The following is a 25,968-nucleotide window of genomic DNA, read 5'->3' as shown; positions in this document are numbered from 1 at the left end:
TTGGGTATGTTGGTGCCGACACGACCGATGGAGTTGGCATGGAGAACCCGATCCGGAGTGCGCTCGGCGAGGACGGCACGGCCCTGGTGAGCATCCGCGGGGAGATCGACTTCTCCAGCGCCGACGAGGTCGCCCAGGGCATCCGTGACGCCGTGTTCCAGTGGTCCCCGCCCGAAGTCCGCATCGACCTGGCCGAGGCGACCTTCATCGACTCGACGGGGCTCGGCGCGTTGATCGAGGGCTACCGCGCGGCCACCGACGCGCAGACCCGTTTCGTGGTGACGAATCCCAGCCCCAGCTTCCGGCGGGTGCTCTCCGTGACGGGGCTCTGCGACCTGTTCGGCATGCCCGAGGAAGAGCAGGCCGCCGACCTGAGTCGAGCCACCGGCGCCTGAAGGCCGCGGCCGCCGCCGGGAACGGTCGGCTGCCGAACGGCGAGGCCCCGGCGGATGGACCACAACTCCCGCCCGGATGGTCGCTTCGCGTGTGTGCGGGGCCGGCCTTGCCGGCGCCGTACCTGAAAAAAGCGCTGCACCGGAAAGGGAACGACCCCCGTCGGGGGTGACGGGGGCCGTCCGAGGATTCGGCTCCGGGGGGGTCGAGCCGAATCGGCCCGGTGATCGCGGGGGGCGCAACCACCGAGAGTCTCGATGGGGTGGAACGCGACCATCAGTGACAGCAACATCAAGTGACAACAACATCAAGTGACAACATGAATCCCAGTCGCAACACAAGCATGCCTCAGCAGCGCGCCACCGTCGAGTACCCACCGTCACCGGAAATGGGTGCGTCTTGCGGCTACACTTTCGGCCCGTGGGCCAGAGTGCCGCATTCTTCGATCTCGACAAGACCGTCATCGCCAAGTCCAGCGCGCTGGCCTTCGGACGGCCTTTCTACCGTGATGGGCTGATCAGCCGCCGCGACGTGGTGAAGTCCGCGTACGCGCAGCTGATGTTCCGGCTCGGCGGCACCGACGAGCAGACGATGGCCCGCACGCGTGACTATCTGGCCGCATTGTGCAAGGGCTGGCGGGTCGAGCAGGTCCAGCAGATCGTCGCGGAGACCCTGGAAGAGCTGATCAATCCGTACGTGTACGCCGAGGCCGCCGTCCTCATCGGCGAGCACCAGGCGGCCGGGCGCGACGTCGTGCTCGTGTCCGCGTCCGGCGACGAGATGGTGCGTCCGATCGGCGAGCTGCTCGGGGTCACCGACGTGATCGCCACCCGGATGGGCATCGTGGACGGGCGCTACAGCGGCGAGGTCGAGTTCTACGCGGCCGGCCCGAGCAAGGTCGACGGCGTGCGGGAGCTGGCCGACGAGCGCGGGTACGACCTTGCGGAGTGTTACGCCTACTCGGATTCCAGCAGTGATCTGCCGCTGCTGGAGGCCGTGGGCCGCCCGAGCGTGGTGAACCCGGACCGGACCTTGCGCCGCGTCGCGCTGGAGCGGTCGTGGCCGGTGCTGGAGTTCCGGCACCCGGTGCCGCTGGGCCGCAGGCTGCGGGAACGTCCGGCGGTCCCGGTGGCGGCAGCGGCGCTCGGCCTGGGTGTCGGGGTGGCGATCGGTCTCGCGCTGTACGGCCGGCACCGCCGCACGCGGGCCGCGCCGGCATAGACACCGGTCACGCCGAAGTGTCTGACCAATCACGCAAAGTAGCTTCCGCCCTGGCGATCAAGGACCGCGAGGCGTAGAAAGAACACGCGGACCTTGATGACAGCAGGTTCGTGCACGGCCACCGGGAACCCACGCGCGATCAGCCACGGCAGGCACGTTGCGGCGGGACCCACCGGGATGCCCGGCGGGACTGCCGACAACGACCCAGGTGCACGCTTGATAACCCGGTCGGACGCGCAAGCGGCGGCGCCTCGGATGCGAGGCGCCGTCCTTACATTCCGGAGGCTTTGGCTTCCAGGTGGCGGCTGCGCAGGTCCTGGTAGACGGCGCGGAACAGGTGCGGCCGGTTGTGGAAGTCCACGCCCTGCGCCCACAGTTCGGTGTTCACGGTGGAGCCGTCCCGCCGCTCGATGAGCACGGTCATCCCGCCCTCGATCTCCCAGCGCCCGACCTTGTTGGTGTGGCGGTGCAGGCGGACGTGCGCGATCTCGTCCCAGCCCAGCCGGCGGGACCGCAGCAGGCCGCGGATCTGGAGCCCGCCGGGGCGGACGTAGACCCCCATCTCGAGGATGCGCCACCCGCCGACCACCCAGATCGCCGTGAGCGTCATAGCGAGGTAGGTGACCCCGTTGCCCTCGACCTGGAACAGGCCGACGCTGGCCCAGCCGAGCAGGGCGAACGCGATCGCCTCCCAGCCGATGACGAGCCATCGGCCGACTCCGGGCGAATACGGCCGAACCCAGTCCTCTCCCACGGGACCGAGTATGCCAACCCGGCCAGGGATGAATCCGGCGTTTCGGTCTTCGATGCAGAAGGCGACCGACCGGGCGATGCCCTACTTGCCCGAAGGTGCCAGCACCTCGTCCGAGATCTGCGTGAGGTGGTCGGCGCCCGCCGACACTGCGGCCGCGTAGTGCCGCAACCATGAACGCAGGCCGTCAGGAGTCCCCGTGGCGTAGGCGCCCGAGGCGCCCACGTACTCCGGCTCGCGGTCGAGGTGGCCCTGCTCGACCACCACGAGCCCGCGCGGGTCGAAGCCGCGGGCGACGAGGGTCAGCCGGGCCGCGGCCCGCGCGACCACTCCCGCAGGGCCGGCGAACGGCCGCAGCGTCAGCAGCTCGGCGTGCACGACCGCGGCCAGCAGCAGCGGCGGTGTCCGCTCGTTGCCGGCGACGAGGCCGGCGAGGGCGTCGATCCGCTCGGCGCCGGAGGTCAGCCGGCCCAGGTCCGCGTCGGCCACCGCGCCCCGCGCGGCGAGCACGTGCAGGCGGGCGAGCACCTGGCGGGGAGCGCGCGGCCACAGGTCGACAAGCCCGCCGAGCGCCTCGGACACCCGCAGCGCGCCCTGGACCACCGGATCGGTGACCGTGCCGGCGCGCACCGACGCGAGGTCGTGGCGGTGATCCTCCAGCGCGGCGCTGGCGACGGCCGCGCGCAGTCCGGCCTCGGCAGCCACCTGGCCACCGTTGCGGCGCAGCGCCCGGTGCCGCATGGCGGCATCGACCTTGGCTCGGGCGTCGGCGAGAGCGGCCTCCACGTCGGCGAGGGCGAGCAACGGGGCCAGGGGATCGTTCGTCACGCGCCTACCGTAACCGGAAAAAGACCCGAAACAGGTGCTGCGCAAACGGGCTCGGAAGTGGCAAGATTCGCGCAGTACCGAGCAGCTCCTGCCCGGTCGGCGCGCACGCCCTGCCACTCGGCGCGGCAGAAGGGCGCTACGGCTTGCAACCCTCGCCCCGGCGCACCGGGCAGAACTACTGTTCAACAAACGAGAGACCGGTCACGGCAGAGGAGCCGCCCTCATGAGTGAGACGCTGGAGAACCTGTATTCCGAGACGCGGCAGTTCCCGCCGCCGGCCGCGCTCGCCGCCGAGGCGAACGTCAAGGCGGAGGCCTACGACCGGGCCGCCGCCGACCGGCTGGGTTTCTGGGAGCAGCAGGCCGACCGCCTGACCTGGGCCAAGCGGTGGGACCAGACGCTGGACTGGTCGAACGCGCCGTTCGCCAAGTGGTTCGTCGGCGGCGAGCTGAACATCGCGTACAACTGCGTCGACCGGCACGTCGAGGCGGGCCTGGGCGACAAGGTCGCGATCCACTGGGAGGGCGAGCCCGGCGACACCCGCACCATCACGTACGCCGACCTGCTCAAGAGCGTCAGCCAGGCGGCGAACACGCTGACCGAGCTCGGCGTCACGGCCGGCGACCGGGTGGCGATCTACCTGCCGATGATCCCCGAGGCCGCGGTCGCGATGCTGGCCTGCGCCCGGATCGGCGCGCTGCACAGCGTGGTCTTCGGCGGCTTCTCGGTCGACGCGCTCGCCACCCGCATCCAGGACGCCGACGCGAAGCTCGTGATCACCGCCGACGGCGGCTACCGCCGGGGCAAGCCGTCCGCCCTCAAGCCGACCGTGGACGAGGCCGTCACGCAGTGCCCGAGCATCCAGCACGTGCTGGTCGTCCGCCGGACGGGCGAGGACGTCGCCTGGGGCGAGAAGGATTTGTGGTGGCACGAGACGGTCGAGCGAGCGAGCGAGAAGCACGAGCCGCAGGCGTTCGACGCCGAGCACCCGCTGTTCATCCTCTACACCTCGGGCACGACCGGTAAGCCGAAGGGCATCCTGCACACCACCGGCGGCTACCTGACCCAGGTGTCGTACACGTACAACGCGGTGTTCGACCTCAAGCCCGAGACCGACGTCTTCTGGTGCACCGCGGACATCGGCTGGGTGACCGGCCACTCGTACATCGTCTACGGTCCGCTCTCCAACGGCGCGACCCAGATCATGTACGAGGGCACCCCCGACACCCCCCACAGGGGACGGTTCTGGGAGGTCGTCGACAAGTACAAGGTCACGATCCTCTACACCGCGCCCACGCTCATCCGCACGATGATGAAGTGGGGCGACGACATCCCGGCCAAGTACGACCTCTCCTCGCTGCGCATCCTCGGCAGCGTCGGCGAGCCGATCAACCCCGAGGCCTGGATGTGGTACCGGGCGAACGTGGGCCGCGACAACTGCCCGATCGTCGACACGTGGTGGCAGACCGAGACCGGCGGCATCATGATCTCCCCGCTGCCGGGCGTCACGAGCACCAAGCCGGGCTCGGCCATGACCCCGCTGCCGGGCATCTCGGCGGACGTCGTGGACGACCAGGCCGAGTCGGTGCCGGACGGCGGCGGCGGCTTCCTGGTGCTGCGCGAGCCGTGGCCCTCGATGCTGCGCACGATCTGGGGTGACGACCAGCGCTTCATCGACACGTACTGGTCACGCTTCGGCAAGGGCGCCGGCACCGGCGACGAGTGGATCTACTTCGCCGGCGACGGCGCCAAGAAGGACGAGGACGGGGCGCTCTGGCTGCTCGGCCGGGTCGACGACGTGATGCTGGTGTCCGGGCACAACATCTCCACCACGGAGGTGGAGTCGGCCCTGGTGTCGCACCCGTCGGTGGCCGAGGCGGCGGTCGTGGGCGCGACCGACCCCACGACCGGGCAGGCCATCGTCGCGTTCACCATCCCGCGCGGCAATGTGGACACCAGCGGCGACGCGGGCGAGAAGCTGATCCAGGACCTGCGCAACCACGTGGCCAAGAAGCTCGGCCCGATCGCGAAGCCCCGGCAGATCATGCTCGTGGCCGAGCTGCCCAAGACCCGCTCGGGCAAGATCATGCGGCGGCTGCTCCGCGACGTGGCCGAGAACCGCTCGCTGGGCGACGTCACGACGCTGCAGGACTCGACCGTGATGGACCTGATCTCCTCCGGATTGCAGGGGGCCAAGTCCGAAGACTGAGATAATTGTCTATGAATGGCGGCAGATCTGCGATCGTGGGGTCTGCCGCCATTTCATGCGCGCGGTCCATTTTCGACCATTTGCCGGTTCGTGCATTATGGAAGATCCATAACGCGTAACCATCGCCGAACAATCCGTGTCACCCCTTCCAAGACATCGGTGTGTTTGCATACGTTCACCTGAGCCTCGGAACCGGGGCGGTTCACCGCCGTCGCTGCACGACAGCGCGCGGTCATGCCAACGGAGGTAAACGTAGTGCGCAAGGTGGTCGTGGGACTGCTCGGCGCCGCGATGGTCACCAGTGTCGGGATCATGGTCCCGGCCGGCGCCGTCGCAGCACCGCCGGTCGATCCAGCGCCGGTAGCCAAATCCGGTGCGGCACCGTTGGACGATCTGCCCAACCCGCTGGAGGAGAAGCGTCGCGCCCTGCGCGAAGAAGCTGTCGCCGACGTGGTCAGCGGCAAGGCCAAGCCGATCAAGCGGAACGGCAGCACCGTCGTCAAGGTCGGTCGCACCCAGGGGTCGGGCGTGACCAACCGCAAGGTGGCCAAGACCGGCACCGACCAGTACGTCGAGCTCGGTCGCGAGCGGACCGACCGGATCTTCGTGATCCTGGCCGAGTTCGGCGACCAGCGGCACCCCAGCTTCCCCGACGTGGACAGCGACCCGGCCACGCCCGGGCCCACCACGTTCGACGGCCCGCTGCACAACAAGATCCCCGCGCCCAACCGCTCGGTGGACAACTCGACGGTGTGGCAGGCCGACTACAACGCCGAGCACTACCGGGACCTGTACTTCGGTGAGGGCGCCGGCAAGGAGTCGGTGAAGACCTACTTCGAGACCCAGTCGTCCGGGCGCTACAGCGTCGACGGCGAGGTCACCGACTGGGTCAAGGTCAACTACAACGAGGCCCGGTACGGCCGCGACTTCTGCGGCGGCCACGTCTGCAACAACACCTGGGCGCTGGTCCGCGACGCCGCCAACAAGTGGGTGGCCGACCAGAAGGCGGCCGGGCGCACGGACGCGCAGATCGCCGCGGACATGAAGTCGTTCGACCAGTACGACCGGTACGACTACGACAACGACGGCGACTTCAACGAGCCCGACGGCTACATCGACCACTTCCAGATCGTGCACGCCGGCGGCGACCAGGCCGACGGTGACCCGCAGCAGGGCGAGGACGCCATCTGGAGCCACCGCTGGTACGCGTACGGCACCGACCAGGGCCGCACCGGTCCGTCGAACAACCTCCTCGGCGGCACCCAGATCGGCACCACGGGCATCTGGATCGGCGACTACACCATCCAGCCGGAGAACGGCGGCCTGAGCGTCTTCGTGCACGAGTACGCGCACGACCTGGGCCTGCCGGACGACTACGACACCTCGGGCCGGGGCGACAACAACAACGAGCACTGGACCCTGATGGCCCAGAGCCGGCTCAGCGCGGCGGGCGACCAGGGCATCGGCACCCGCCCCGGCGACCTCGGCGCGTGGAACAAGCTGCAGCTCGGCTGGTTCGACTACGAGACCGTCGTGGCCGGTCAGCAGAAGACGCTGAACCTCGGGCCACAGGAGTACAACACCGCCAAGGCACAGGGTTTCGTGGTGGTGCTGCCCGACAAGGAGGTCACCACCGACCTCGGCGCACCGTACGCGGGTGACGGACAGTTCTTCTCCGGCAACGCGGACGACCTGAACAACTCGTTGTCGCACGCGATCGACCTGACCGGCAAGACCACCGCGGCGGTCACGCTCAAGGGCCGGTACGACATCGAGCAGGACTACGACTACCTGTACTTCGAGGCGTCGACGGACAACGGGGCCACCTGGACCCGCCTGGACGGCACGCTGGACGGCGCCCCGCTGCCGCGCGACGCCAGCAACACCCCGGCCCTGACGGGCAGCACCGGCGGCGCCTGGAAGGACATCTCGGTGCCGCTGAACGCGTACGCGGGCAAGAAGATCACCTTCCGTCTGCACTACCTGACGGACGGCGGCGTGGCCGAGGGCGGCTTCTTCGGTGACGACCTCACCATCACGGCGGACGGCGCGACCGTGCTGGCCGACGGCGCCGAGGGCGACACCACGTGGAAGCTCGACGGCTTCTCGATCGTCGGGGCCACCTCGACCGAGGATTTCGACAACTTCTACATCGCCGGGCACCGCAGCTACGTGTCGTACGACCAGTACCTGAAGACCGGCCCGTACTTCTTCGGCTACCCGGCGACCCCGGACAAGGTGGACCACTACTCCTACCAGGAGGGTCTGCTGATCTCGTACTGGGACACGTCGCAGGTCGACAACAACACCAACGTGCACCCGGGATCGGGCCGCAACCTGATCATCGACGCGCACCCGGCGCCGTTCTACAACCTGGAGGGGCTGCCGTGGCGGGCCCGCATCCAGGTGTACGACGCCCCGTTCAGCCTGAAGAAGGCCGATTCGTTCACGCTGCACATCAACGGCAAGCCCAGCTACATCCGGGGCCAGGCCGCGCAGCCGCTGTTCGACGACACCAAGAAGTACTTCTACGACGAACTGCCGAACCAGGGCGTGAAGCTCCCGGCGGTCGGCGTGAAGATCAAGGTCGTCGACGCGAACGGCACCTCGATGAAGGTCCGCGTCAGCTGAACCGGACATAACGGCGGCGCCCGGGTTCTTTCCCGGGCGCCGCTTCCTATTCCGCATAAAGAAATGGTTCCGAAGACTTCCACGCATCTCTCTTTTTGCATACGTTCACCTAGGCCCCGAATCCGGGGCCTCTGCACGCCGAGCCGCTGCACGACAGCGTTTCGGGCACGTCGACGGAGGTACGTAGTGCGCAAAGTAGTCGTGGGACTACTGGGCGCCGCGATGGTCACCGGTGTCGGGATCTCACTCCCCACCGTTGCCCAGGCGGCACCCCCGGTGGAGCCGACACCGGCGGCCAGCAAGCGGGCCGCCATGGACGACCTCCCCAACCCGGTCGAGGACAAGCGCCGCGAGCTGCGTCAGGAGGCCATCAACGGCGTCCTGAAGGGCGACATCAAGACGCAGCGGCGCGGCGGCAGCACCGTTGCGAAGGTCGGCAAGACGCGGGGTGGCGGTCTGAACGACCGCACCGTCAAGGCCGCCGGCCAGGACCAGTACGTCGAGCTCAGCAACGAGCGCACCGACAAGATCTTCGTCATCCTGGCGGAGTTCGGTAACCAGCGGCACCCGAACTACCCGGACGTCGACAGCGACCCGGCCACGCCGGGCCCGACGACCTTCGAGGGCCCGCTGCACAACAAGATCCCGTCGCCCGACCGGTCCAAGGACAACACCACGGTCTGGCAGGCGGACTACAACAAGAAGCACTACGAGGACCTGTACTTCGGCGAGGGCAAGGGCGTCGAGTCGCTCAAGACCTACTACGAGACGCAGTCGTCCGGGCGCTACAGCGTCGAGGGCGAGGTCTCGGACTGGGTCAAGGTGCCGTACAACGAGGCCCGCTACGGCCGCGACTGCGACATCAACGGCCTCTGCACCGACACCAACGCCTGGGCCCTCGTCAAGGACGCGGTGACCAAGTGGGTCGCCGACCGCAAGGCCGCCGGCCGCACGGACGCGCAGATCGCCACCGAGGTCAAGCAGTTCGACCAGTGGGACCGCAACGACTACGACGGTGACGGCGACTTCAACGAGCCCGACGGCTACATCGACCACTTCCAGATCGTCCACGCCGGCGGCGACCAGTCCGACGGCGACCCGCAGCAGGGTGAGGACGCCATCTGGGCGCACCGCTGGAACGCGTACCTGAACCTGGTCGGCGTCGACGGCCCCTCGTACAACAAGTACGGCGGCACCCAGATCGGCAACACCGGCGTCTGGATCTCCGACTACACCATGCAGCCGGAGAACGGCGGCCTGAGCGTGTTCGCGCACGAGTACGGCCACGACCTCGGACTGCCGGACGACTACGACACCAGCGGCGGCACCAACAACAACAGCGAGTACTGGACGCTGATGGCGCAGAGCCGTCTCTCCGGCGCCGGCGAGCCCCTCGGCACGCGCCCCGGTGACCTCGGCGCCTGGAACAAGCTGCAGCTCGGCTGGCTCGACTACGAGACCGTCGTCGCGGGTCAGAAGAAGACCCTCGAGCTCGGCCCGCAGGAGTACAACACCGCCAAGGCGCAGGGCGTCGTCGTGGTGCTGCCGGACAAGAAGGTCACCACCGACCTCGGTGCCCCGTTCGCGGGCACCAAGCAGTACTTCTCCGGCAACGAGGACGGGCTCAACACCTCGCTGAGCACGACGGTCGACCTGACCGCCGCGACCTCCGGCGCGCTCGACCTCAAGGGCCGTTACTCGATCGAAGAGGGCTACGACTACCTCTACTTCGAGGTCTCGCAGGACGACGGCGCCACCTGGACCGCGGTCGACGGCACGGTCGGCGGCGCGCCCTTCGGCACCGACGGCGGCGAGCCGGGCCGTCCGGCGATCAGCGGCACCAGCGGTGGCGCCTGGAAGGACATCCACGTCCCGCTGGACGCGTACGCCGGCAAGAAGGTGCAGGTCCGCCTGCACTACCTGACCGACGGCGGCGTCTCCAAGGGCGGCTTCTTCGGCGACGACCTCACCGTCAAGGTGAACGACGCGGTCGTCTCCACCGACGGCGCCGAGGGCACCCCGGCGTGGACGCTCGGCGGCTTCAAGGTCGTCGGCGCCACCACCACGGCGGACTACGACAACTTCTACATCGCGGGCAACCGCAGCTACGTGTCCCACGACAAGTACCTGAAGACCGGCCCGTACAACTTCGGCTGGCCGGCCAAGCCCGACTGGGCCGAGCACTTCGCGTACCAGCAGGGCCTGCTGATCTCGTACAACGACCAGTCGGTGGCGGACAACAACGTCAACGTGCACCCCGGCAGCGGCCGTAACCTGATCATCGACAGCCACCCGGCGCCCTTCTACAACCTCGAGGGCCAGCCCTGGCGGGCGCGTATCCAGCTGTACGACGCCCCGTTCGGCCTGACCAAGGCGGACTCGTTCACGCTGCACGTCAACGGCAAGCCCAGCTACATCCGGGGCCAGGCCGCGCAGTCGACGTTCGACGACACCAAGAAGTACTTCTACGACGAGATCCCGTGGAACGGCGTCAAGCTGCCGGCCGTCGGGGTCAAGATCAAGGTGCTCAAGCAGAACGGCACCTCGATGAAGATCCGCATCTCCTGACCCACCGCACCAACCGACGCCCGGGGGCCCGTCAGGCCCCCGGGCGTCACTCTTTCAGCCAGGCGAACCCGACCGACGACTTCGACGCCCCCTGGGAGCACCGCACTACTCCGTAGGCCCGGAGCTAATTCAGTTGCAGCCCCAACTCGACGTGTTGACGCCTTCACTGTCGCAAGGACTAGACAAGCGACGTAACGACTCGCGAGGACGGCAATCGTCCGTAGTCGAGAAGCGGTGTGGCGGACCTCGCCAGGACGGATACAACAAGCAGGATAGGCAAAAGGGTCATTTCGCATTACTTCTTTCAAGCGCATGACGAAATCCGACTCATGCCCGGTAGAACTGTCCGGCTTCCGACTCCACCACGTGAGATCATTAACTGAGTTGCATCTATGCAACTACGATCTTGATCGATAGAGTGGCACAGCACACGGGTTAAGTAGGCGCTCAATGCCGATCTGGTTCATAGCTGCGTAACCCATGTTGGCCAATTCTGCGGCAGCTCGTCGGCATGCACGGGGAGCTCCCTAGATTCGACACCACTTCCAGAAACGGGGATGATTGTGCACGTTCACAAAATTGTTGGCGCGGCCCTCGCTGCTGCATGCGTAGGCATTCTTCCAGGCACGCCCGCGCTAGCGCAGACCACAACCGTCCACGTTGCCGCAGATGAGCCTGACGTCCCGGATGTCCAGGAGTACCCGGAGAATCCGAACGAGATTGACACTGGAGAGGCACCCACTAAGGCCCCCACGGCAGTTGATCTCGCCGAGGTAGGAGCCATCGTTCGCGCACCCCTCGAGTGCGAGCCCGGCCACTCGGCCTATTCATGGAGTGGCACGAGCACCCCGTGGACAGTGACTCACGCACGGGGATACGAGAACTTCACCGGCAGCACTGCGACATACACCAAGTCCGCGACCCGAGAACGGACGATCAGCGCCTCCGCCCAGATCACCTCTGGAGCGACAGTCAGCGCTAGCGTCGTGATCGCCAGTCTGGACGGCCAGGTGTCGTGGACACTCGCTGCCGCCGGCAGTGTTACGGCCACCGGATCCGTGTCGATACAAGCGACGATGAAGCCCGGAAGCGTCTACGTCTTCTATGCAGGCGCGCGCAAGACGAGCGGCAACTTCAGCTACTCCCTCTGCAACTCGAGCGGAACCCACGTAACAGTGAAGAGCAAAGGCAAAGCGACGAGCTTCGGACTTAAGCGTGACGGTGCTGTGCGCTGCGGGAGTACCGTTTCCAGCGCGAGCCTGGCCTACCTGGCGAAGCGCGATTACTGCTGATGAGTACGGCCCGCGAATTTGTTTCAGCCATCATGGCGCTCGGAGTCTTACTTTACGTTACTGCCTGCGATGGCGCCAATGACTCGGCTGCGGGCCCAGCATCTGCCAGAGACACTGCCGGCACCCGTCCGGCATTGACGTCAGGGCCAGCGTTTTGCAAAGGCGGGACCGTCGCATTGGCGCCTCTGTCCCGCAAAGTTGTGGCGACCGATGTATCCGGTATCATCAAGAGTTCCCGCGGAAAGCCGTTCACCGCACAACTCAGACCGGTTCGAACTGTAGTCCCTTCAGTCTCGGCATCCGATGCCGTAGACGACGCTGCGGTCTTCGCCAAATTCGCACAACAAGCGGGACCGGCCGTTGCACCACTGAACGAAACGTCGCCGCACGAGAAATCCTCAGGACAATTCACCGTCGATAGCGACGGCTCGATGGTGACTTACGAGTCCGTCCAATTGGTCGAAGCCAGCTTCACCTATCGTTGCGGCGATGTCGTCATCAGCGGTGTTGTCAACTCATGGGGACGACCCCGCACTGGCATCATGCGATGCAACGAAGCCAAACCTCCGACGGCTGATATCACCAAAGAGGTGGCCGCACTCGCCTGCTGAGCCGAGGACCTGTTCCTCGACACCGCACGCTGCGCCGGAGCTACACGATCGAGTTCCGGCGCAGCATGTCGCAGCCGTCAACAGTTACCCCCGCGACGCGACGCGTTGTCGCCTCAACTTCCCAGCGTCGCCTTTCCACCCGCGCCGTCTGGGAACCGCTGACGCCGATCCCAGGTCGAAACCTCATGAACCTTTTCCGTACGGCCGCAGCAACGTCCCTGGTCGTCGCGCTTCTGACCGGCTGCTCGTCCACCCCGGCCGAGGACAACGGCATCTCCGTGCCCTCCTCGCCCAGCGCCTCCCCCACCCCCTCCGCCTCCCCTTCAGTCCCGCCCAGCGCGTCACCCAGCGGGCCTTTCAACTCCGTGCCCACCGGACCGCCCCCCGGCGCGAAGAGGCCCAGCGGCATCCCGAAGACCCCCACGGACATCGTGCACAGCCCCGGCTGGACCGACGGCTGGATCACCCGTGGCGGCACCGGCCCCTGCTACGGCTTCGCGGACGCCGACGGCAAGCCGTACGCGGTCTACTCCGCCGCCGGCACCGCCCTGAAGAAGGGCGAGTACGTCCGCGTCCGCCTCGTTCCCGCCCGGTTGCGCATCGACTGCGGCGAGGGCACCCCGGTCGAGATGCTCGCCGTGGAGCGGGTGCGATGACCGCGGGCCCCCGGCCTGGCCCGATGCCCGTACGCTGGTGCGCATGACTTCGCAGGTGGACGAGGCGTGCGTCCTCACGGAGGGCCCCTGGACCCACCGTTTCGTCGGCGCCAACGGCAGCCGGTTCCACGTCGTCGAGGCGGGCACCGGACCGCTCGTGCTCCTGCTGCACGGCTTCCCCGAATACTGGTGGGCCTGGCACGACGTGATGACCCGGATCGCCGACGCGGGCTTCCGCGCGGTCGCCATGGACCTGCGCGGGTACGGCGCCAGCGACAAGCCACCGCGCGGCTACGACGGCTACACGATGGCCGCCGACGTGACCGGGCTGATCAGGGCCCTCGGCGAACGCTCGGCAATGATCGTCGGCACGGGCGCCGGAGGCATGATCGGCTGGACGGCGGCCGCCTTCCACCCCAAGATGGTCAGCCGTCTCGTCGTCCTCGGCGCCGCCCACCCGCTGCGGCTGCGGGCGGCCCTCTTCGCCGACCCGCGAGGCCAGATCGCCGCCACGGCCCCCACCCTCAAGTTCCAGGTCCCCCGCTACGAGCACGTGCTCACCAAGGATGACGCCGCCCTCGTCGGCGAGCTCATCGAGCGCTGGAGCGGTCCCCAGTGGACGCGGACGCCGGAATACCGCGAGTACGTGGCCCGCTGCCGCGAGGCGATGCAGATCCCGCAGGCGGCCTTCTGCGCGCTGGAGGCGTACCGCTGGGTCTTCCGCTCGGCACTGCGCCTGCAGGGCTACCGCTTCGTGAAGCTCATGCAGCGTCCGCTCATCACCCCGACCCTGCAGATGCACGGCGCGCTCGACACCTCGGTCCTGCCGCGCACGGCCCAGGGCTCCGGCCGCTACGTCATCGCGCCGTACGAGTGGCGCCTCATCGAGGACGCGGGCCACTTCCTGCACCAGGAGGCGCCGGACGTGGTCACCGGAGAGATCCTGCGCTGGCTCAAGGCCTGAGCGGCCCCCGCCTACTCAGACGCGGTGTTCGTAGAGCTCGGAGACCTCGTGTGCCGGCGCCCACCCCTGGTACACGCCGAAGTCGAACTCCTCCAGCCCCAGCGAGCGCGCGATCGGCGCCCGTCCGCCCGTGTACTCGAGCCGCAGCCAGTCGTCCGCCTCGGCGAGCACGATGAACGGCTGCCCCCGCCACGAACACGTCGTCCGCACGTACACCAGGTCGCCGTACTCGCCGGGCTGGAGCACCCGCACGTACCGCCCCGGCCGGACCTCCTCGAACCCGTCGCCGGGCTCGGGCGAGTAGACCCGCACGTTCTCCCCGTCGGGCGCGGCGTCGTACTCGCGCCCGTTCCAGGTCACCACGTACCCGTCACGCATCGGCTTCCCCCACCTTGCGCCACATCGGAGCGTCGGCGTCGAAGATCGCGACGATCCGCTCGGCCCCGTCCCCGTCGAGGCGCCACAGCTGGGCACCGTGCGGCAGCCGCACACTGTCCACCTTGAACTCGGCGATCACGTCGCTGCCCTCACCCGGGGCGAACCCGTTGCCACGGAACGGCGCCCGCTCGATCACCCAGCCGTCCATGGCCCGCAACGCCTGCTCGTTCTGGCCGCCGTACGGGATGCGGTAGAGGCTCGGCCGGAATGCCGGCCAGCGAAGCACGTACGCCTCCTTGGCATCGCCCTGATAGGGCGACCCGTCGTACAGCAGGCCGAGCGCCGCGAAGAGCTCACCGGGCTGCTGGATGTGCTCCACCTCGGCGGCCCGGTGCACGAACCCGGCGACCCGGTCGTACCCGCGCTCCAGGTAGTAGTCGACCTGCTCCACCGGAACGGTCTTCTGCATCATCGTCGGCCGCACATCGGTCTCGTGCGCCCGCTGCGGCAGAGCCTTCGGCCCCTCGGCCGGCTCCTCGATCGGCTCCCCGCCGAGGCCGGCCTCGATCGCCCAGTTCGCCAGGGCGATGACCTGCGGACCGGGATACCGCGCGCCCACGGCACTGCCCGGATTCACCGCGAAGGACCAGGCGGGATCCGGCCAGTTACGGATCAGGTCGACGAACCGGACCGCAACGGTACGGGCGGGCTCGACGTAATGCTCCGCCAGCCGATCCCGGCTCGTGAACACGACCAGATACCGCTCGTCACCCGCATCCTCGGTACGGAACGCGAACCCCGACTCCCCGGGCGAACTCCCCGGCCGCGACTGCGGGGCCACGGGAACGAGCACGGTGGCGAGCAGCAGCGTGGACAGGAACGAGTCGGTGCTGCGGTCGATGGTGGCCTGGTAGAGGTCGCGCTCCACCTCGTTCGCCGGGATGAAGTCGTCCTCGTCCGCCGCCGGGCCGCCGGACTGCTGCGGCCACCCGTCCCCGGCCGACCACTCGCCGGTCCCCGAACCGCGGCTCCCCAGGTCGATCCGGGCGGTGGCCTCGAGACCGGCCCGCTCGTACCGAGGGGCCGTCGCGGCTCCGGAGGCGCCGGCGTCCTCGCCTGCGCCGGGACGGTCGACGATCGGGGCGGGCGAACGACGCGGGAGGCTGCCGGTCATCGCAGCCGTACGGGCCTGGTCCGTCGGTGGCCGGTCCTCGGCTGGGGTGTCCGGTTGCGTCTGCTCGCTCCCGGTGGCTGGACCGCCCGGGCCGCTCTCGCCGGCCGGACCTGTTCCGCTGGCCAAGCCGCTTCCGCCGGCCGGACCGGATTCGCTCGCTGGGGCGTTGCCGACGGCCGGACCGCTTCCGCTCGCCAGGCCGCTTCCGCCGGCCGGACCACCCAGGCCGCTTCCGGTCGCCGAGTCGCTTCCGCCGGCTGGGCTACTTCCGCCGGCTGGGCTGCTTCCGCTCGCCGGGCCGGCCAGGCCGGTCGTGCCGGCTGCGCCCGTCGTGCGGAGGTCGGCGGGCTGGTTCGGCGTTGTCGGCGGGGCGGACGGGCGGGTGGCCGGCGCCGCGGGGGTGCTCGACCGGTTCGCCCCGCCCACGCCGGGGATGACCGGCGGCGCGATGCTCGGCTTCGGAGTCGCGGCAGGCGCCTGACGCATCGCCTGGTCCGCCACGGACCCACGAGCCGCCGGGCCGGCCGCGGACGTACGGGCGGCCTGGTCCGCGGCAAGGTTGACGGAGGTCGGTGCCTCACCGAGCAACGGGCTGTCCGACGGCGCGGTCGGCGACGCCCCTGCCTCACCCCTTGCCGCAAGCGCCTGCGCGGCGGCCGCCATGGACGAGGGCCGCTCGGACGGCGGGGTCACCTGGCGACGCGGCAGCTGCGGGCCCGTACCGGCTTGCGCGGCAGCCTCGGCCTGCTCGCCGGCCGTGAGGTGACTCGGCAGCGGTGGGGTCTGCGCCATCGGCGTACGGGTGGGAAGCGGGGCATCGGGCGGCTGCAACGGAGGCAGGGCATCGTCGCCGCCGGCCTCGTTGCCTGCCGCGTCGGAACGCCCGCCGCTCGATGCTGCCGTGCCGCCTGCTCCTGGGCCACCGGAGCGGCTGCCCAGTGCGTCGAGGGCGCTGCCACTGCCGGGCGGCGCGGTCGTACCGGACCGGCTGGCCAGCGCATCCAAGGCGCTACCCGGCGGAACCGCGGAAGGCGGAGTCGCCGCCCGCACCGGCCCTCCGGAGAAAGCGGCAGGCGACGGTGCGGTGCCACCGGGCTCCTGCTGAGGCGCCCGGCCGCCGCCCGTCGTGAAACCACTGAAGCTCGACGAATCGCCGACGCCACCCAGGCCGGGCGGGGTCGACGGGACCCGGGACGGCAATCCGCTGGGCAGAACCGCTCCCGGCGTACGCACGGGAAGCCCACCGGGGCCGACCGGCCCACCCTGCGACGACCCGGGCCCGGACGGCTCGGAACCGGACTGGCCGGGCGCGGACGGCGCGGAGCCGGGCGCGGACGGCGCGGAGCCGGGCGCGGACGGCGCGGAGCCGGACTGCTGGCCGGGCGCGGAGCCGGACTGCTGGCCTCGCGCGGAGCCGGGCGCGGACGGCGCGTAGCCCGGCTGCTGACCGGCTCCGTAGCCCGTCGCGGCGACGGGTCCCGTTCCCCGGGGCACAGCGGGGCCCTGGCCGTTCGGGGCTGCCGTACCGTTCGAAACTGTGGGGCCGCGACCAGCGGAAACCGGCGCGCCAGGCATGTGACCGCCGGACACCGGGTCGACGGACGGCGCGCCACCGGGCACCGGGCTGGCGGACGGGGCACCGAAGGACACCGGGCCGCCGGACGGGGCGCCGCCGGATACCGGGCTAGCTGGCGCGCTGCCGGACACCGGGCTGGATGGCGCGCCGCCGGGCACCGGACCGCCGGATGCCGGGGACGCGTACCCCTGCGAAGCGGCCGCCATGGCCGCCGCCTGCAGGTCCTTGAGCCGGCCGGTGCCCTGCCGCGCCGGACCGCGCTTGGGGAGCCGCAGGTCACCACGGCTGAGCTGGGCCACGAACCAGGCCGGCAGGTATCCCTCGATCGGCAGGCCCGGGTTGACCGCCAGCCACCATTCGAGGTTGGGCCACGTCTCGGCCAGTTCGGAGTACGGAACGCGCCTCGCGGATCCCGTGTAATCAGACAGGCAGGCCTGCAGCGCGGACGGGGAGGTAAAGGCCAGCACGTGCGTACGCCCGCCGGTGCTCCACGTGCCCCACCCCAGCGGCTCGAGCCCCGCCAGAGCGTCCGCGGAGACGGGCAGGAGCAGGTCGACGCCGGCGAGAATGCGGAAGTAGGACTCCTGATCATCGGTGCGCAGGGCGTTGCGCATCGCGACTTCGGCGTCCGTAGCCGGTTCCCACTCGGTCACGTCCACCTCTCCCTTCGCGGCGAACGGGCCACCTCAACGCGTACAACCTACAAGGTCAGGCCCCGATCACAATGGGCGGCTGCGTGGATACAGCCAACCAGGCAAACAACCGCCGCGACAGTGGCAGAGAGACACGAGAGCGTAACGAGCAGTAGCGCTTTCTGAGGGCATCGCCAGGGCGGCGGGAAGCACAAGGCACCTGTCCGCGAGCAACCCGCCAGCTTCAGCCAATGCGCGGCCCATAAGCCCGCCATCGCTCCGCCGCCCGCGCCGACGCCATGCTGCATCGCCAGCGTCGCGCTGGACCCGCCAGCGTCGCGCTGGACCCGCCAGCGTCGCGCTGCACCGCCAGCGCTCCGCCGCGCCGGGCCAACGCTGCATTGCGCCCGCCAACGCGTCTCCGCGCCGGGCCAACGCGGCGCTGCGCCCGCCAACGCTTCGCCGCACCCGGACTCGAACATGGAAACGGCCGGGCCGCCCGGAACGGGCAACCCGACCGAACCGTACGGATCAGGTGAAACGCTTCTCGGCGTTGTTCTCCGTCGTGGCGTAGTCCTGCGCCGACTGGTCCACTGCGATCTTGATGTCGCGGAGGATGTTCTTCAGGTCGTTGGACGCCGTGGTCCACTTCTGCTGACGCTGGGCGTACGCGTCCTGGGCCTTGCCCTCCCACGTGGCGACCAGGGGACGCGCGTCGGCCTCGAGCTGGCTGAGCTGGTTCTCGAGCTCGTTCACAGCCTTCTGGATGTCGGCGCCGGCCTGGGCCAGGGCGCCGAAGTTCACCCGCAGCAAACCGTCGTTCATCTCAGTGATCCTCCCCCGCCGTCAGTTCTCGAGCGGCAGGTCGTAGCCGCCGCCACCGGACTTGGTCACCGTGCCGGCGGCCGCGCTGTCGGTGTTGTCGTAGCTGATGCCCGAGGTGCGGATCGCCTCGGCGGTGTCCGCCAGGGCCCTGTTCAGCTGAGCCAGGTCGCGCTGGTACTGGTGCTTGACCGACTGGAACGCCTTGCCGCCGGCGCCCACCCATGCCGTCTGGAGCACCGAGAGCTCCGACATGAGCTTGTTCAGCATCGCGGTCAAGTGGCTGTTGACCTGGTCGAACTTCGCGGCGGTCTGAGCCATCACCGCGGCTTCTGTCTGCGTCTGGGCCACCCCGGACGTCACCCCGCTTCCTCTGTCGTCTGTCGCGCGCCGGGTCCTGGTTGGAAGGGTCGTATCGACCACCGGCGCATTGACGTGGCCACCAGGTTAATCCCTCCGGCGATGCCGTGGGGGGCACCCCTGAGCAGCCGATCGTCCGTTCCGATTGCCGACCGTAGCGGGACGGACGCGGTCACGGTATCCCGACCGGTCAACCTGTGGATATCGATGGGGCGTTGTCCACAGCCGCCCCCCGCCGCCCGTCGCCGCGCCATACGATGAGCCCCGCAGCAGAGGTCGACCGAAGGGCGGGCAGGGTGACGGCAGAGGTGGCGAGCGGCCGCAGCTTTCCGGAGCTCGGCGGCGCGGGTCAACGCCTACCCAAGCTACCCGCCCAGCGTGTCCGATCTGGACGGTTGTTCGGTATTCGCACCGGTCAGCTCGTCAGCACCCAAGTGGCCGCTGTGGCCTTACTGATAGGCGCCATCAACAGCCCGCTCGCGCTCGGCGCCGCTGTCTTCCTGGCGGTCGTGCTGCTTGCCGTCACCTGGCTACGCCTGCGTGGCCGGTGGGCCTTCGAGTGGCTCGACACCGCGATGCGCTTCGCCGGTCGTCGCCACCTCGTCTCCGTCGGCAGCACGCCGACGGCGTTGCTCGAATTCGTCGCTCCCGGTTCGCAGGTCGACCAGATCGAGCTCGCGGGTGACCCCGCCGCCCTCATCGCCGACAGCGACGGCCTGACCGCTGTGCTCGAGCTGGGTGACCCGACGGCGCTGCTGGCCGAGGAGACCGGCACCTTCCCGTCACCGGTCGGCCTGCTGCCACCTGCGGGCACGGAGCATCCCCCGTGCCGCATTCAGCTTCTGCTCACGGGTGCGCCCGCACCATCACTGCGTGCGGGCGGTGGCACTCCGGCGAACTCGTACCGTCAATTGACCGAAGGCCGGCTGCTCGGCCACAGCCGGGCGCTGCTGTCCGTGCGGATCCTGCGGGCCGAGGGGTGGACCGAAGACGATCTCCGGCGCGCGCTGTCGGGGCTGGTCCGCAAGCTGGTGCGTCGCCTCGCGCCGACCACGGTGCGTCCGCTCGGCGAGGCCGCCGCTCTGCGCGTGATCGCCGAGCTGGCGCACGACGACGGTGTCGGCGCCGCCCAGGAGAACTGGCCGGGGCTGCAGGTCGGCGGCATGACCCAGGCGACGTTCCGGCTGGGCCGCTGGCCCGACCTGCGCATCGAGACGTCGCGGCGCATCGTCGCCCGGATGCTCGCACTTCCGGCAGCGGCGACGACGGTTGCGCTGGGTGCGGGGCCACGCTCAGCCACGGGTACGGAAACAGCAGTCGACCTGACCATCCGGCTGGCTGCCCCGGACGCCGCCACGCTGTCCTTCGCGACTCAGACGCTGCGCAAGCTCCTCGCCGCCGAGCGGGCCACCGTACGCCGCCTGGACGGCGAGCACCTCGACGGGCTGACCGCCACCCTGCCCCTGGGCATCCCGACCGCACCGGCGGTGCCCGGCCGCTCCGGCGCGGAGGCGGTCAATGTCGATCACCTGGACGACCTCGATCTGCCCCTCGGCAACGCGGGTCTGATGGTGGGCAGCAACCGCCGGGGCGACCCGGTCATCGCGCGTTTCTTCCGCCCCGAACAGACCCGGGCGCTGCTCGTGGGCGGCGTGCGCTGCGCCCAGCTGATGTGCCTGCGAGCCATGGCTCTCGGCGCCCGCGTCGTGGTCCAGACCGCCCGCCCGCAAGCCTGGGAACCCTTCGTACGCGGCGCCGCCGTGCCCGGCGAGTCCATCGCGGTGATCCCACCCGGCCGCGCCGTCGAGATCCCCCCGGGCTCGGCCCTGCACCCGCTGCTCGTCGTGGTGGACATCGGCCCCGTCGGCGCCGACAACCGGCCGGGCGCCGGCTGGCAGGCCACCCTGGTGATCCGCGACGACTTCAGCCCCGCGGACGCCGACGTGGCCTCCCGAGCGGACCTCCTCCTGGTCCAGCCCCTGCGCCCCGAAGAGGCCCAGCTCGTCGGCGCCGCCCTCGGCCTCGGCGAGACAGCCAAATGGCTCACCCAGATCCGCCCCGACATGATCGGCGTCATCAACCGCCGAGCGGTCCGCTGGGCGGCCCTGTCCCAGACCCCCATCGAAGCCCAACTGATCGGCCCCCCGGCACGCGGCTGACCACCGGGATCGAACAACGCACGCCCTGGGTCAGGACGACCGTTCCGCGCGGCGGCCGCCCCGCGACCGCGCCCACCGGCATCTCGCCCCTACCGGCCGTCATGTCACGAAAACCCCGCACTGAAGGGCGGCCCTTGCCGGGTCAGCGGACCGCCGCACGCCAACAAGCGAACGCCGCGGGCGCTCGCGAACGCCGCGAATGCCGACCGCAGCGAACGACGGTGCACGGCCGCCGACCAAGGCGCGCCGCCAGGCCGCCAACAAACAAACGCCGCCAGGGCGCGGCCGCCGACCAAGGCGCGCCGCCAGGCCGCCGCCGCCAACAAGCAAACGCCGCCAGGGCACGGCCGCCAACAAGCGAACCCTGCGGGTGCGGACCCGCCGACCACGACGCGCCGCGGACCCGCCGGGTCGGCAGACCTGCACGCTGACCACCCATCCGAACAGCGACTCACCGCCCCCAGCACCACCTATCGATAAGTCCCTTTCTTCACTTGATGGCAACAAGATCGCGGAGTGTTGCTGATGTTGGTGGCCCGGCCGTGGCACCATCGCGTGCCATGGGCATCATCATCCGGCTGGCGATCACCGCGGTGTCGCTGTGGATCGCCACTCTGGTCATCGACGGGATCCGGCTCACGACCGACTCGACGCCGGGCAAGGTCGGCACGCTGGTCGCCGTCGCCGTCATCTTCGGCATCGTCAACGCGGTGCTGCGGCCGATCATCAAGACGATCGGCTGCGGGCTGTACGTGTTGACGCTCGGCCTCATCTCGCTGGTCGTCAACGGCCTGCTGTTCCTACTGACGAGCTGGATCGCCGGTCAGTTCGACCTGCCGTTCCACGTCGACGACTTCTGGCCGAGCGCCGTGTTGGGCGCCCTCCTGGTCGGCATCGTGAGCTGGCTGCTCAACATGCTCGTCCCCGACGGCGGCGACGACTGACATCACCCGGCAGGCCGGCGAAACAGCCTTCCGTCGGCCTGCCGCGGAAGCCCCACAGGCCCGCGAAGCCTGACTCCGCCGAACGCCGCGCGAGCTCCACTGGCCACCGCGCGAGCCCGCAGGCCCGCGAGTCTCGCTCCGCCAACCGTTGCGCGAGCTTTAGGCCGGCGATGACTGCGTCCGTCGGCACGAACCACGCCGACGACGGTTCATCAGCGATCGGGCGGTCATCAGCCGCCCGCGGGGCCGAACAGGGACAAGACGGGCAAATCACCACCATCGCAAAGCGCCGCCGACAGCGCCCACCCGGCTGCGGCCGCACCCCCACCACGCCACCGCGCCCAACCCGATCCGGCCGTGCCCGCCCCGGTGACGTTCGACATATGCAAGGACCGAACCCCGGACCACAACTTACGGTGAGGTCATGGGCGAGGAACGGCGTGGATACCTGTACGGGCTGGTCGCGTACGCGTTGTGGGGCTTCTTCCCGATCTACTTCAAGCTGCTCAAGCCCTCGCCCCCGCTGGAGATCCTCGCGCACCGGATCATCTGGTCCGTCGTCTTCGTGAGCCTCCTGCTGGCCGCGATGCGGAACTGGCGCTTCCTCGCCCGCCTCGTCCGCGACCGGCGTCTCCTCGGCGGTGTCACGCTGGCCGGGCTGCTGATCGGCGTGAACTGGGCGACCTACATCATCGGCGTCAACTCGTCGCGGGTCGTGGAGACCGCGCTCGGGTACTTCATCACGCCGCTGGTCGTGGTGCTGCTCGGAGTGACCGTGCAGCGGGAGCGGCTGCGGGTGTGGCAGTGGGTGGCCGTCGGGATCGGTGGCGCCGCCGTGGCCGTGCTGACCGTCGACTACGGGCATCTGCCGTACATCGCTTTGCTGCTGGCTGCGAGCTTCGGGTCGTACAGTCTGGTCAAGAAGCGGTTGTCGCTGCCGCCGGCGGAGGGGTTGTTCGTCGAGTCGGCCGTGCTGGCCCTGCCCGCGCTGGCCTATCTGGGCTGGTTGAACGCCGACGGCGGGGCCGAGTTCGGGCAGGTGTCGGTTCTGCACACCGCGCTCATGGTGTTCGCGGGCGTGGCGACCGCCGTACCGTTGCTGCTGTTCGCGGCGTCGGCCAACCGGGTGCCGCTCGTGGGTCTCGGCATCCTGCAGTACGTGGCGCCGATTCTGCAGCTGGCGTGCGGTGTGTTGCTGTTCCACGAGCCGATGCCCGCCGCGCGGCTGGCCGGCTTCGGCCTGGTGTGGATCGCGCTGATCATCTTCACGGTCGACGGGATCCGCGGATCGCGAGCCAGGGCACGCGACGCCCGGACCGCGACGGAGGCACGCGACGCCCGGACCGCGACGGAGGCACGCGACGCCCGGGCCGCGACGGAGGCACGCGGCGCCCGGGCCGCGACGGAGGCAGAGGATGCGCAGGCAGGGAGGACGGGGACCGACCCCGCGGCCGCCACCGCGGAGCCGGCCTCCATCCTGCCGCCACGCTGACAACCCAAGGGGCAGGCTGTCAGGGGACGTCGTACGCGAGCAGCGTCCGTCCGTCGTTGCGCACCAGCGCCAGCCGGGACAGCATCCCGTCGGTGAAGTGCGTGACGCCCGACATGCTGAACTCCTTGCCCGGCGAGGCGATCCAGGAGCCGAGCTGCTCGCTCTCGCGGTCCGGGCCGTACGCCATCAGGCGGATCGTGTACGGCTCGGCGTCCTGGTTCCCCCGGTTGTACGCGCACAGCAGGTGAACCTTCGTGCCGCCCGGCGCCCCGGCGAGGGAGATCTGCGCGGACACGGGCACCTGGTCGTTCTCCGGCGTCATAGCGACGACGGGTCCGGGGAGTGCCGGATCCTTGGCGGTGCCCCGGCCCATCCAGAAGACCGCGCCGATGCCGACGACCAGCGCCAGGCAGGCCGCGGCCAGGGCCGTGCCGAGCACTCGCCAGCGGACCCGTTTGCGTTCCTCGCGGCGGGTCGTCTGTGCCGCCGTGACCAGGTCGGGCATGGTCGCGCGGCGATGCGGGGGCCGTTGCGGCGCGGAGAAGTCGGGTTCCAGCAAGCGTTCGAAGTCGGCCGGGTCGAGGCGGCCCAGCAGGCCGGGGAGCACCGCGATGTCGGCCACCGCCTCGCGGCAGAACGAGCAGGTCGCCAGGTGCCGTTCGTACGCGGCCCGTTCCGCGGGTGACAGGGCGCCGAGGACGTACGCGCCGTCGTCGTGCTCGTGGTCGCATCTCATCCCGTCACCCCCATCTCGTCCAGGGCCATGCGCAGCGAGCGCAGGGCGTAGTGCGTACGCGACTTGACCGTGCCCGGCGGGACGCCGAGCCGGGCCGCGGCCTCGGCGACCGAGCGGCCCTGGTAGAAGCATTCGACCAGGACCTCGCGGTGGCTCTGGGAGAGCCGTCCCAGGGCTTCCGCAACCGTCCAGGCCTCCACCGCCCGGTCCGCCTCGTCCGCGCTGGGCGGAGGCTCGGGAATCATGTCCGTGACCACCTCGCCGACCCGTACCGACCGTCGCCGCCAGGCGTCGATCGCCAGGTTGCGCGCGGTGGTGAACAGCCATGACCGCACCGTCCCCCGTTGCAGATCCAGCGACTCGGGATGTCGCCAGGCCCGCAGCAGGGTCTCCTGCACGAGGTCCTCGGCCCGCTGGCGGTCGCCCCCGGAGAGACGTACGGCGTGCGCGAACAAGGCGTCCCCGTGCTCGTCCTGCAACGCGCGCAGCAGCTCGGCGTCCTGATTCTCCAAGCCGGCCGACCTCCCTCGCGCGTTCCACCCTCAGATACGGGCGCGCGAGCCGGTGGGTTCAACAGAGGGTTCAACCTCAAGCCGTGGCTGCATCACCGGTGGACAGCGCTTCGGCCACGTTGCGGGCGGCCGCGGTCAGCTTGGCGCGGACGACGCGCGCGGAGGTCAGCATCTCGGCCGCGGGCAGGGCGCAGGCGAGCACGAGCCGCCGTTCCATGTCCCGGTCGGTGATGACGTTGACCGCAGCGCAAGCGAGGCCCTGGCGGAACTGGCCCATCTCCAGCTGCATGCCGCGGCGCTCACCGGCGGCCAGGTCGGCCTCCAGCGCCTCGGGGGTGGTCAGCGTGGCCGGGGTGAAGGCGCGCATGCCCCAGTCGCGCAGGTAGCGGGCGCGCTGGTCGGCGGTGAGGGTGGCGAGCAGGGCCTTGCCGAGCGCGGTGGCGTGCCCGCCCTCGTCGAAGCCGGGCACCATGTCGTCCATGAACGGCGAGCGGGCGCCCTCGGCCGACGCGGTCACCGCGATCCGGCCGCCGACGAACCGGCCGAGGTAGTGGCTGTACCCCGTCTCGACGGCCGCTCGGCGTAGCGCCTCGCCGACGGACGGCGGCCCGCGGAACGCCGAGACCAGCTCGCGGTACCGGTCCGCGATCTCGAGGCCCACGATGTACGTGCCGTCCTCCCGCCTGATCACGTATCCCTCGTACGCCAGGGTGCGGACGAGGTGGTACGTCGTGGCGACAGTGAGTTCGCACCGTCGAGCGATCTGTTTCACGGTGAGTCCGCGCGGGGCCCGACCGACCGACTCGAGCACGCGCAGGGCACGTGACACGCTCCGGATGAGATCTGACGGCTCCGCCAGGGGGTCGCGCACAGCTACCTCCGACGCCGGGGACTTACACCATATGAATAATCTTCCCCGGATGGAATGCCAGAAGCGTGTCGACCATGACGAATCTCTACTCGACGTATGGCCACTGACACTCAGCGTTCAAGAATGTCATTTCCGCGGCCTGTCGGGCATTCCGGCGCACACTGCGTTTCACCAGCGAGAATGCTGCC

Annotated in this window: 21 protein-coding genes; 12 read left to right on the top strand and 9 right to left on the bottom strand. The window is 69.8% G+C overall.

The features are described from left to right. Positions 1 to 38 precede the first annotated feature (38 nt). A complete protein-coding gene (locus AB0K03_RS09910; RefSeq protein WP_364682658.1) occupies positions 39 to 395 on the top strand; it encodes an STAS domain-containing protein in 357 nt (118 codons plus the stop codon). A gap of 418 nt (positions 396 to 813) precedes the next feature. Next, positions 814 to 1,614 carry an HAD-IB family hydrolase gene (locus AB0K03_RS09905; protein WP_364682656.1) on the top strand — a complete coding sequence of 267 codons (801 nt, stop codon included), beginning with the start codon at positions 814 to 816 and terminating at the stop codon, positions 1,612 to 1,614. A 271-nt stretch (positions 1,615 to 1,885) separates the two neighbouring features. Here AB0K03_RS09905 and AB0K03_RS09900 read toward each other — a convergent pair whose 3' ends face one another. Both AB0K03_RS09900 and AB0K03_RS09895 read right to left on the bottom strand, forming a co-directional pair. After that, a complete protein-coding gene (locus AB0K03_RS09900; RefSeq protein WP_364682654.1) occupies positions 1,886 to 2,368 on the bottom strand; it encodes a PH domain-containing protein in 483 nt (160 codons plus the stop codon). An 81-nt stretch (positions 2,369 to 2,449) separates the two neighbouring features. Further along, positions 2,450 to 3,193 (bottom strand): oxidoreductase, encoded by a 744-nt coding sequence (locus tag AB0K03_RS09895; RefSeq protein ID WP_364682652.1) that lies wholly within the window; start codon positions 3,191 to 3,193, stop codon positions 2,450 to 2,452. Positions 3,194 to 3,416: 223 nt separating this feature from the next. Here AB0K03_RS09895 and acs point away from each other — a divergent pair, with 223 nt between their 5' ends. The 7 genes from acs (at position 3,417) to AB0K03_RS09860 (ending at position 14,124) form a co-directional block, all read left to right on the top strand. Further along, positions 3,417 to 5,402, top strand: coding sequence for an acetate--CoA ligase (acs, locus tag AB0K03_RS09890; protein WP_364682650.1), 1,986 nt, complete (start codon positions 3,417 to 3,419; stop codon positions 5,400 to 5,402). 270 nt (positions 5,403 to 5,672) lie between these two features. Beyond that, the gene (locus AB0K03_RS09885) at positions 5,673 to 8,033 is read left to right on the top strand and encodes an immune inhibitor A domain-containing protein (protein WP_364683055.1); all 2,361 of its coding nucleotides are present in this window, start codon (positions 5,673 to 5,675) and stop codon (positions 8,031 to 8,033) included. Between the two features lie 186 nt (positions 8,034 to 8,219). Further along, positions 8,220 to 10,601, top strand: a complete 2,382-nt coding sequence (locus AB0K03_RS09880) for an immune inhibitor A domain-containing protein (protein ID WP_364682648.1) — start codon at positions 8,220 to 8,222, stop codon at positions 10,599 to 10,601. Positions 10,602 to 11,587: 986 nt separating this feature from the next. Then, entirely contained in the window at positions 11,588 to 11,893 is a 306-nt protein-coding gene (locus tag AB0K03_RS09875) for a hypothetical protein (RefSeq protein ID WP_364682647.1), read from the top strand. 200 nt (positions 11,894 to 12,093) lie between these two features. Then, entirely contained in the window at positions 12,094 to 12,504 is a 411-nt protein-coding gene (locus AB0K03_RS09870) for a hypothetical protein (protein ID WP_364682645.1), read from the top strand. Between the two features lie 185 nt (positions 12,505 to 12,689). Continuing rightward, positions 12,690 to 13,160, top strand: coding sequence for a hypothetical protein (locus AB0K03_RS09865; RefSeq protein WP_364682643.1), 471 nt, complete (start codon positions 12,690 to 12,692; stop codon positions 13,158 to 13,160). Between the two features lie 43 nt (positions 13,161 to 13,203). Next, entirely contained in the window at positions 13,204 to 14,124 is a 921-nt protein-coding gene (locus tag AB0K03_RS09860) for an alpha/beta hydrolase (protein ID WP_364682641.1), read from the top strand. Between the two features lie 15 nt (positions 14,125 to 14,139). On the opposite strand, the gene AB0K03_RS09855 is transcribed toward AB0K03_RS09860, so the two are convergent. The 4 genes from AB0K03_RS09855 to AB0K03_RS09840 form a co-directional block, all read right to left on the bottom strand. Continuing rightward, positions 14,140 to 14,502 (bottom strand): hypothetical protein, encoded by a 363-nt coding sequence (locus AB0K03_RS09855; protein WP_364682639.1) that lies wholly within the window; start codon positions 14,500 to 14,502, stop codon positions 14,140 to 14,142. Continuing rightward, a complete protein-coding gene (locus AB0K03_RS09850) occupies positions 14,495 to 17,905 on the bottom strand; it encodes an SseB family protein (protein ID WP_364682637.1) in 3,411 nt (1,136 codons plus the stop codon). Before AB0K03_RS09850 ends, AB0K03_RS09855 begins: the two co-directional genes overlap by 8 nt. Before the next feature lie 510 nt (positions 17,906 to 18,415). Further along, on the bottom strand, positions 18,416 to 18,709 hold the full coding sequence (locus AB0K03_RS09845; RefSeq protein ID WP_364682635.1) for a WXG100 family type VII secretion target: 294 nt from the start codon (positions 18,707 to 18,709) through the stop codon (positions 18,416 to 18,418). 21 nt (positions 18,710 to 18,730) lie between these two features. Then, positions 18,731 to 19,069: a WXG100 family type VII secretion target gene (locus tag AB0K03_RS09840; RefSeq protein ID WP_364682633.1), complete on the bottom strand. Its 339-nt coding sequence runs from the start codon at positions 19,067 to 19,069 to the stop codon at positions 18,731 to 18,733. Positions 19,070 to 19,323: 254 nt separating this feature from the next. On the opposite strand from AB0K03_RS09840, the gene eccE reads away from it, so the two are divergent. The 3 genes from eccE to rarD all read left to right on the top strand — a co-directional run bounded on the left by eccE (position 19,324) and on the right by rarD (position 23,661). Then, entirely contained in the window at positions 19,324 to 21,225 is a 1,902-nt protein-coding gene (gene eccE, locus AB0K03_RS09835) for a type VII secretion protein EccE (protein WP_364682632.1), read from the top strand. Positions 21,226 to 21,785: 560 nt separating this feature from the next. Then, positions 21,786 to 22,169, top strand: coding sequence for a phage holin family protein (locus tag AB0K03_RS09830; RefSeq protein WP_364682630.1), 384 nt, complete (start codon positions 21,786 to 21,788; stop codon positions 22,167 to 22,169). A 424-nt stretch (positions 22,170 to 22,593) separates the two neighbouring features. Beyond that, positions 22,594 to 23,661 (top strand): EamA family transporter RarD, encoded by a 1,068-nt coding sequence (gene rarD / locus AB0K03_RS09825; protein WP_364682628.1) that lies wholly within the window; start codon positions 22,594 to 22,596, stop codon positions 23,659 to 23,661. Positions 23,662 to 23,680: 19 nt separating this feature from the next. On the opposite strand, the gene AB0K03_RS09820 is transcribed toward rarD, so the two are convergent. From AB0K03_RS09820 to AB0K03_RS09810, 3 genes are all read right to left on the bottom strand, one after another. Further along, entirely contained in the window at positions 23,681 to 24,397 is a 717-nt protein-coding gene (locus AB0K03_RS09820) for a zf-HC2 domain-containing protein (RefSeq protein ID WP_364682626.1), read from the bottom strand. Beyond that, complete coding sequence (locus AB0K03_RS09815) at positions 24,394 to 24,909, bottom strand: sigma-70 family RNA polymerase sigma factor (RefSeq protein WP_364682624.1); 516 nt, start codon at positions 24,907 to 24,909, stop codon at positions 24,394 to 24,396. The genes AB0K03_RS09820 and AB0K03_RS09815 overlap by 4 nt, the downstream gene beginning before the upstream one ends. A gap of 76 nt (positions 24,910 to 24,985) precedes the next feature. Further along, the gene (locus AB0K03_RS09810) at positions 24,986 to 25,780 is read right to left on the bottom strand and encodes an IclR family transcriptional regulator domain-containing protein (RefSeq protein ID WP_364682622.1); all 795 of its coding nucleotides are present in this window, start codon (positions 25,778 to 25,780) and stop codon (positions 24,986 to 24,988) included. Between the last annotated feature and the right edge of the window lie 188 nt (positions 25,781 to 25,968).

Source organism: Actinoplanes sp. NPDC049316 (assembly GCF_040677315.1).
GTDB lineage: Bacteria > Actinomycetota > Actinomycetes > Mycobacteriales > Micromonosporaceae > Actinoplanes.
The sequence above is the reverse complement of the archived record's forward strand: the minus strand, read 5'-3'. Positions and strand labels throughout refer to the sequence as shown.

Coding starts and splice junctions, on each gene's coding strand:
- AB0K03_RS09910 (WP_364682658.1), top strand. CDS start 39: ATGGAGAACCCGATCCGGAGTGCGCTCGGCGAGGACGGCACGGCCCTG.
- acs (WP_364682650.1), top strand. CDS start 3,417: ATGAGTGAGACGCTGGAGAACCTGTATTCCGAGACGCGGCAGTTCCCG.
- AB0K03_RS09865 (WP_364682643.1), top strand. CDS start 12,690: ATGAACCTTTTCCGTACGGCCGCAGCAACGTCCCTGGTCGTCGCGCTT.
- AB0K03_RS09860 (WP_364682641.1), top strand. CDS start 13,204: ATGACTTCGCAGGTGGACGAGGCGTGCGTCCTCACGGAGGGCCCCTGG.
- AB0K03_RS09855 (WP_364682639.1), bottom strand. CDS start 14,502: ATGCGTGACGGGTACGTGGTGACCTGGAACGGGCGCGAGTACGACGCC.
- AB0K03_RS09845 (WP_364682635.1), bottom strand. CDS start 18,709: ATGAACGACGGTTTGCTGCGGGTGAACTTCGGCGCCCTGGCCCAGGCC.
- eccE (WP_364682632.1), top strand. CDS start 19,324: ATGAGCCCCGCAGCAGAGGTCGACCGAAGGGCGGGCAGGGTGACGGCA.
- AB0K03_RS09830 (WP_364682630.1), top strand. CDS start 21,786: ATGGGCATCATCATCCGGCTGGCGATCACCGCGGTGTCGCTGTGGATC.
- rarD (WP_364682628.1), top strand. CDS start 22,594: ATGGGCGAGGAACGGCGTGGATACCTGTACGGGCTGGTCGCGTACGCG.
- AB0K03_RS09820 (WP_364682626.1), bottom strand. CDS start 24,397: ATGAGATGCGACCACGAGCACGACGACGGCGCGTACGTCCTCGGCGCC.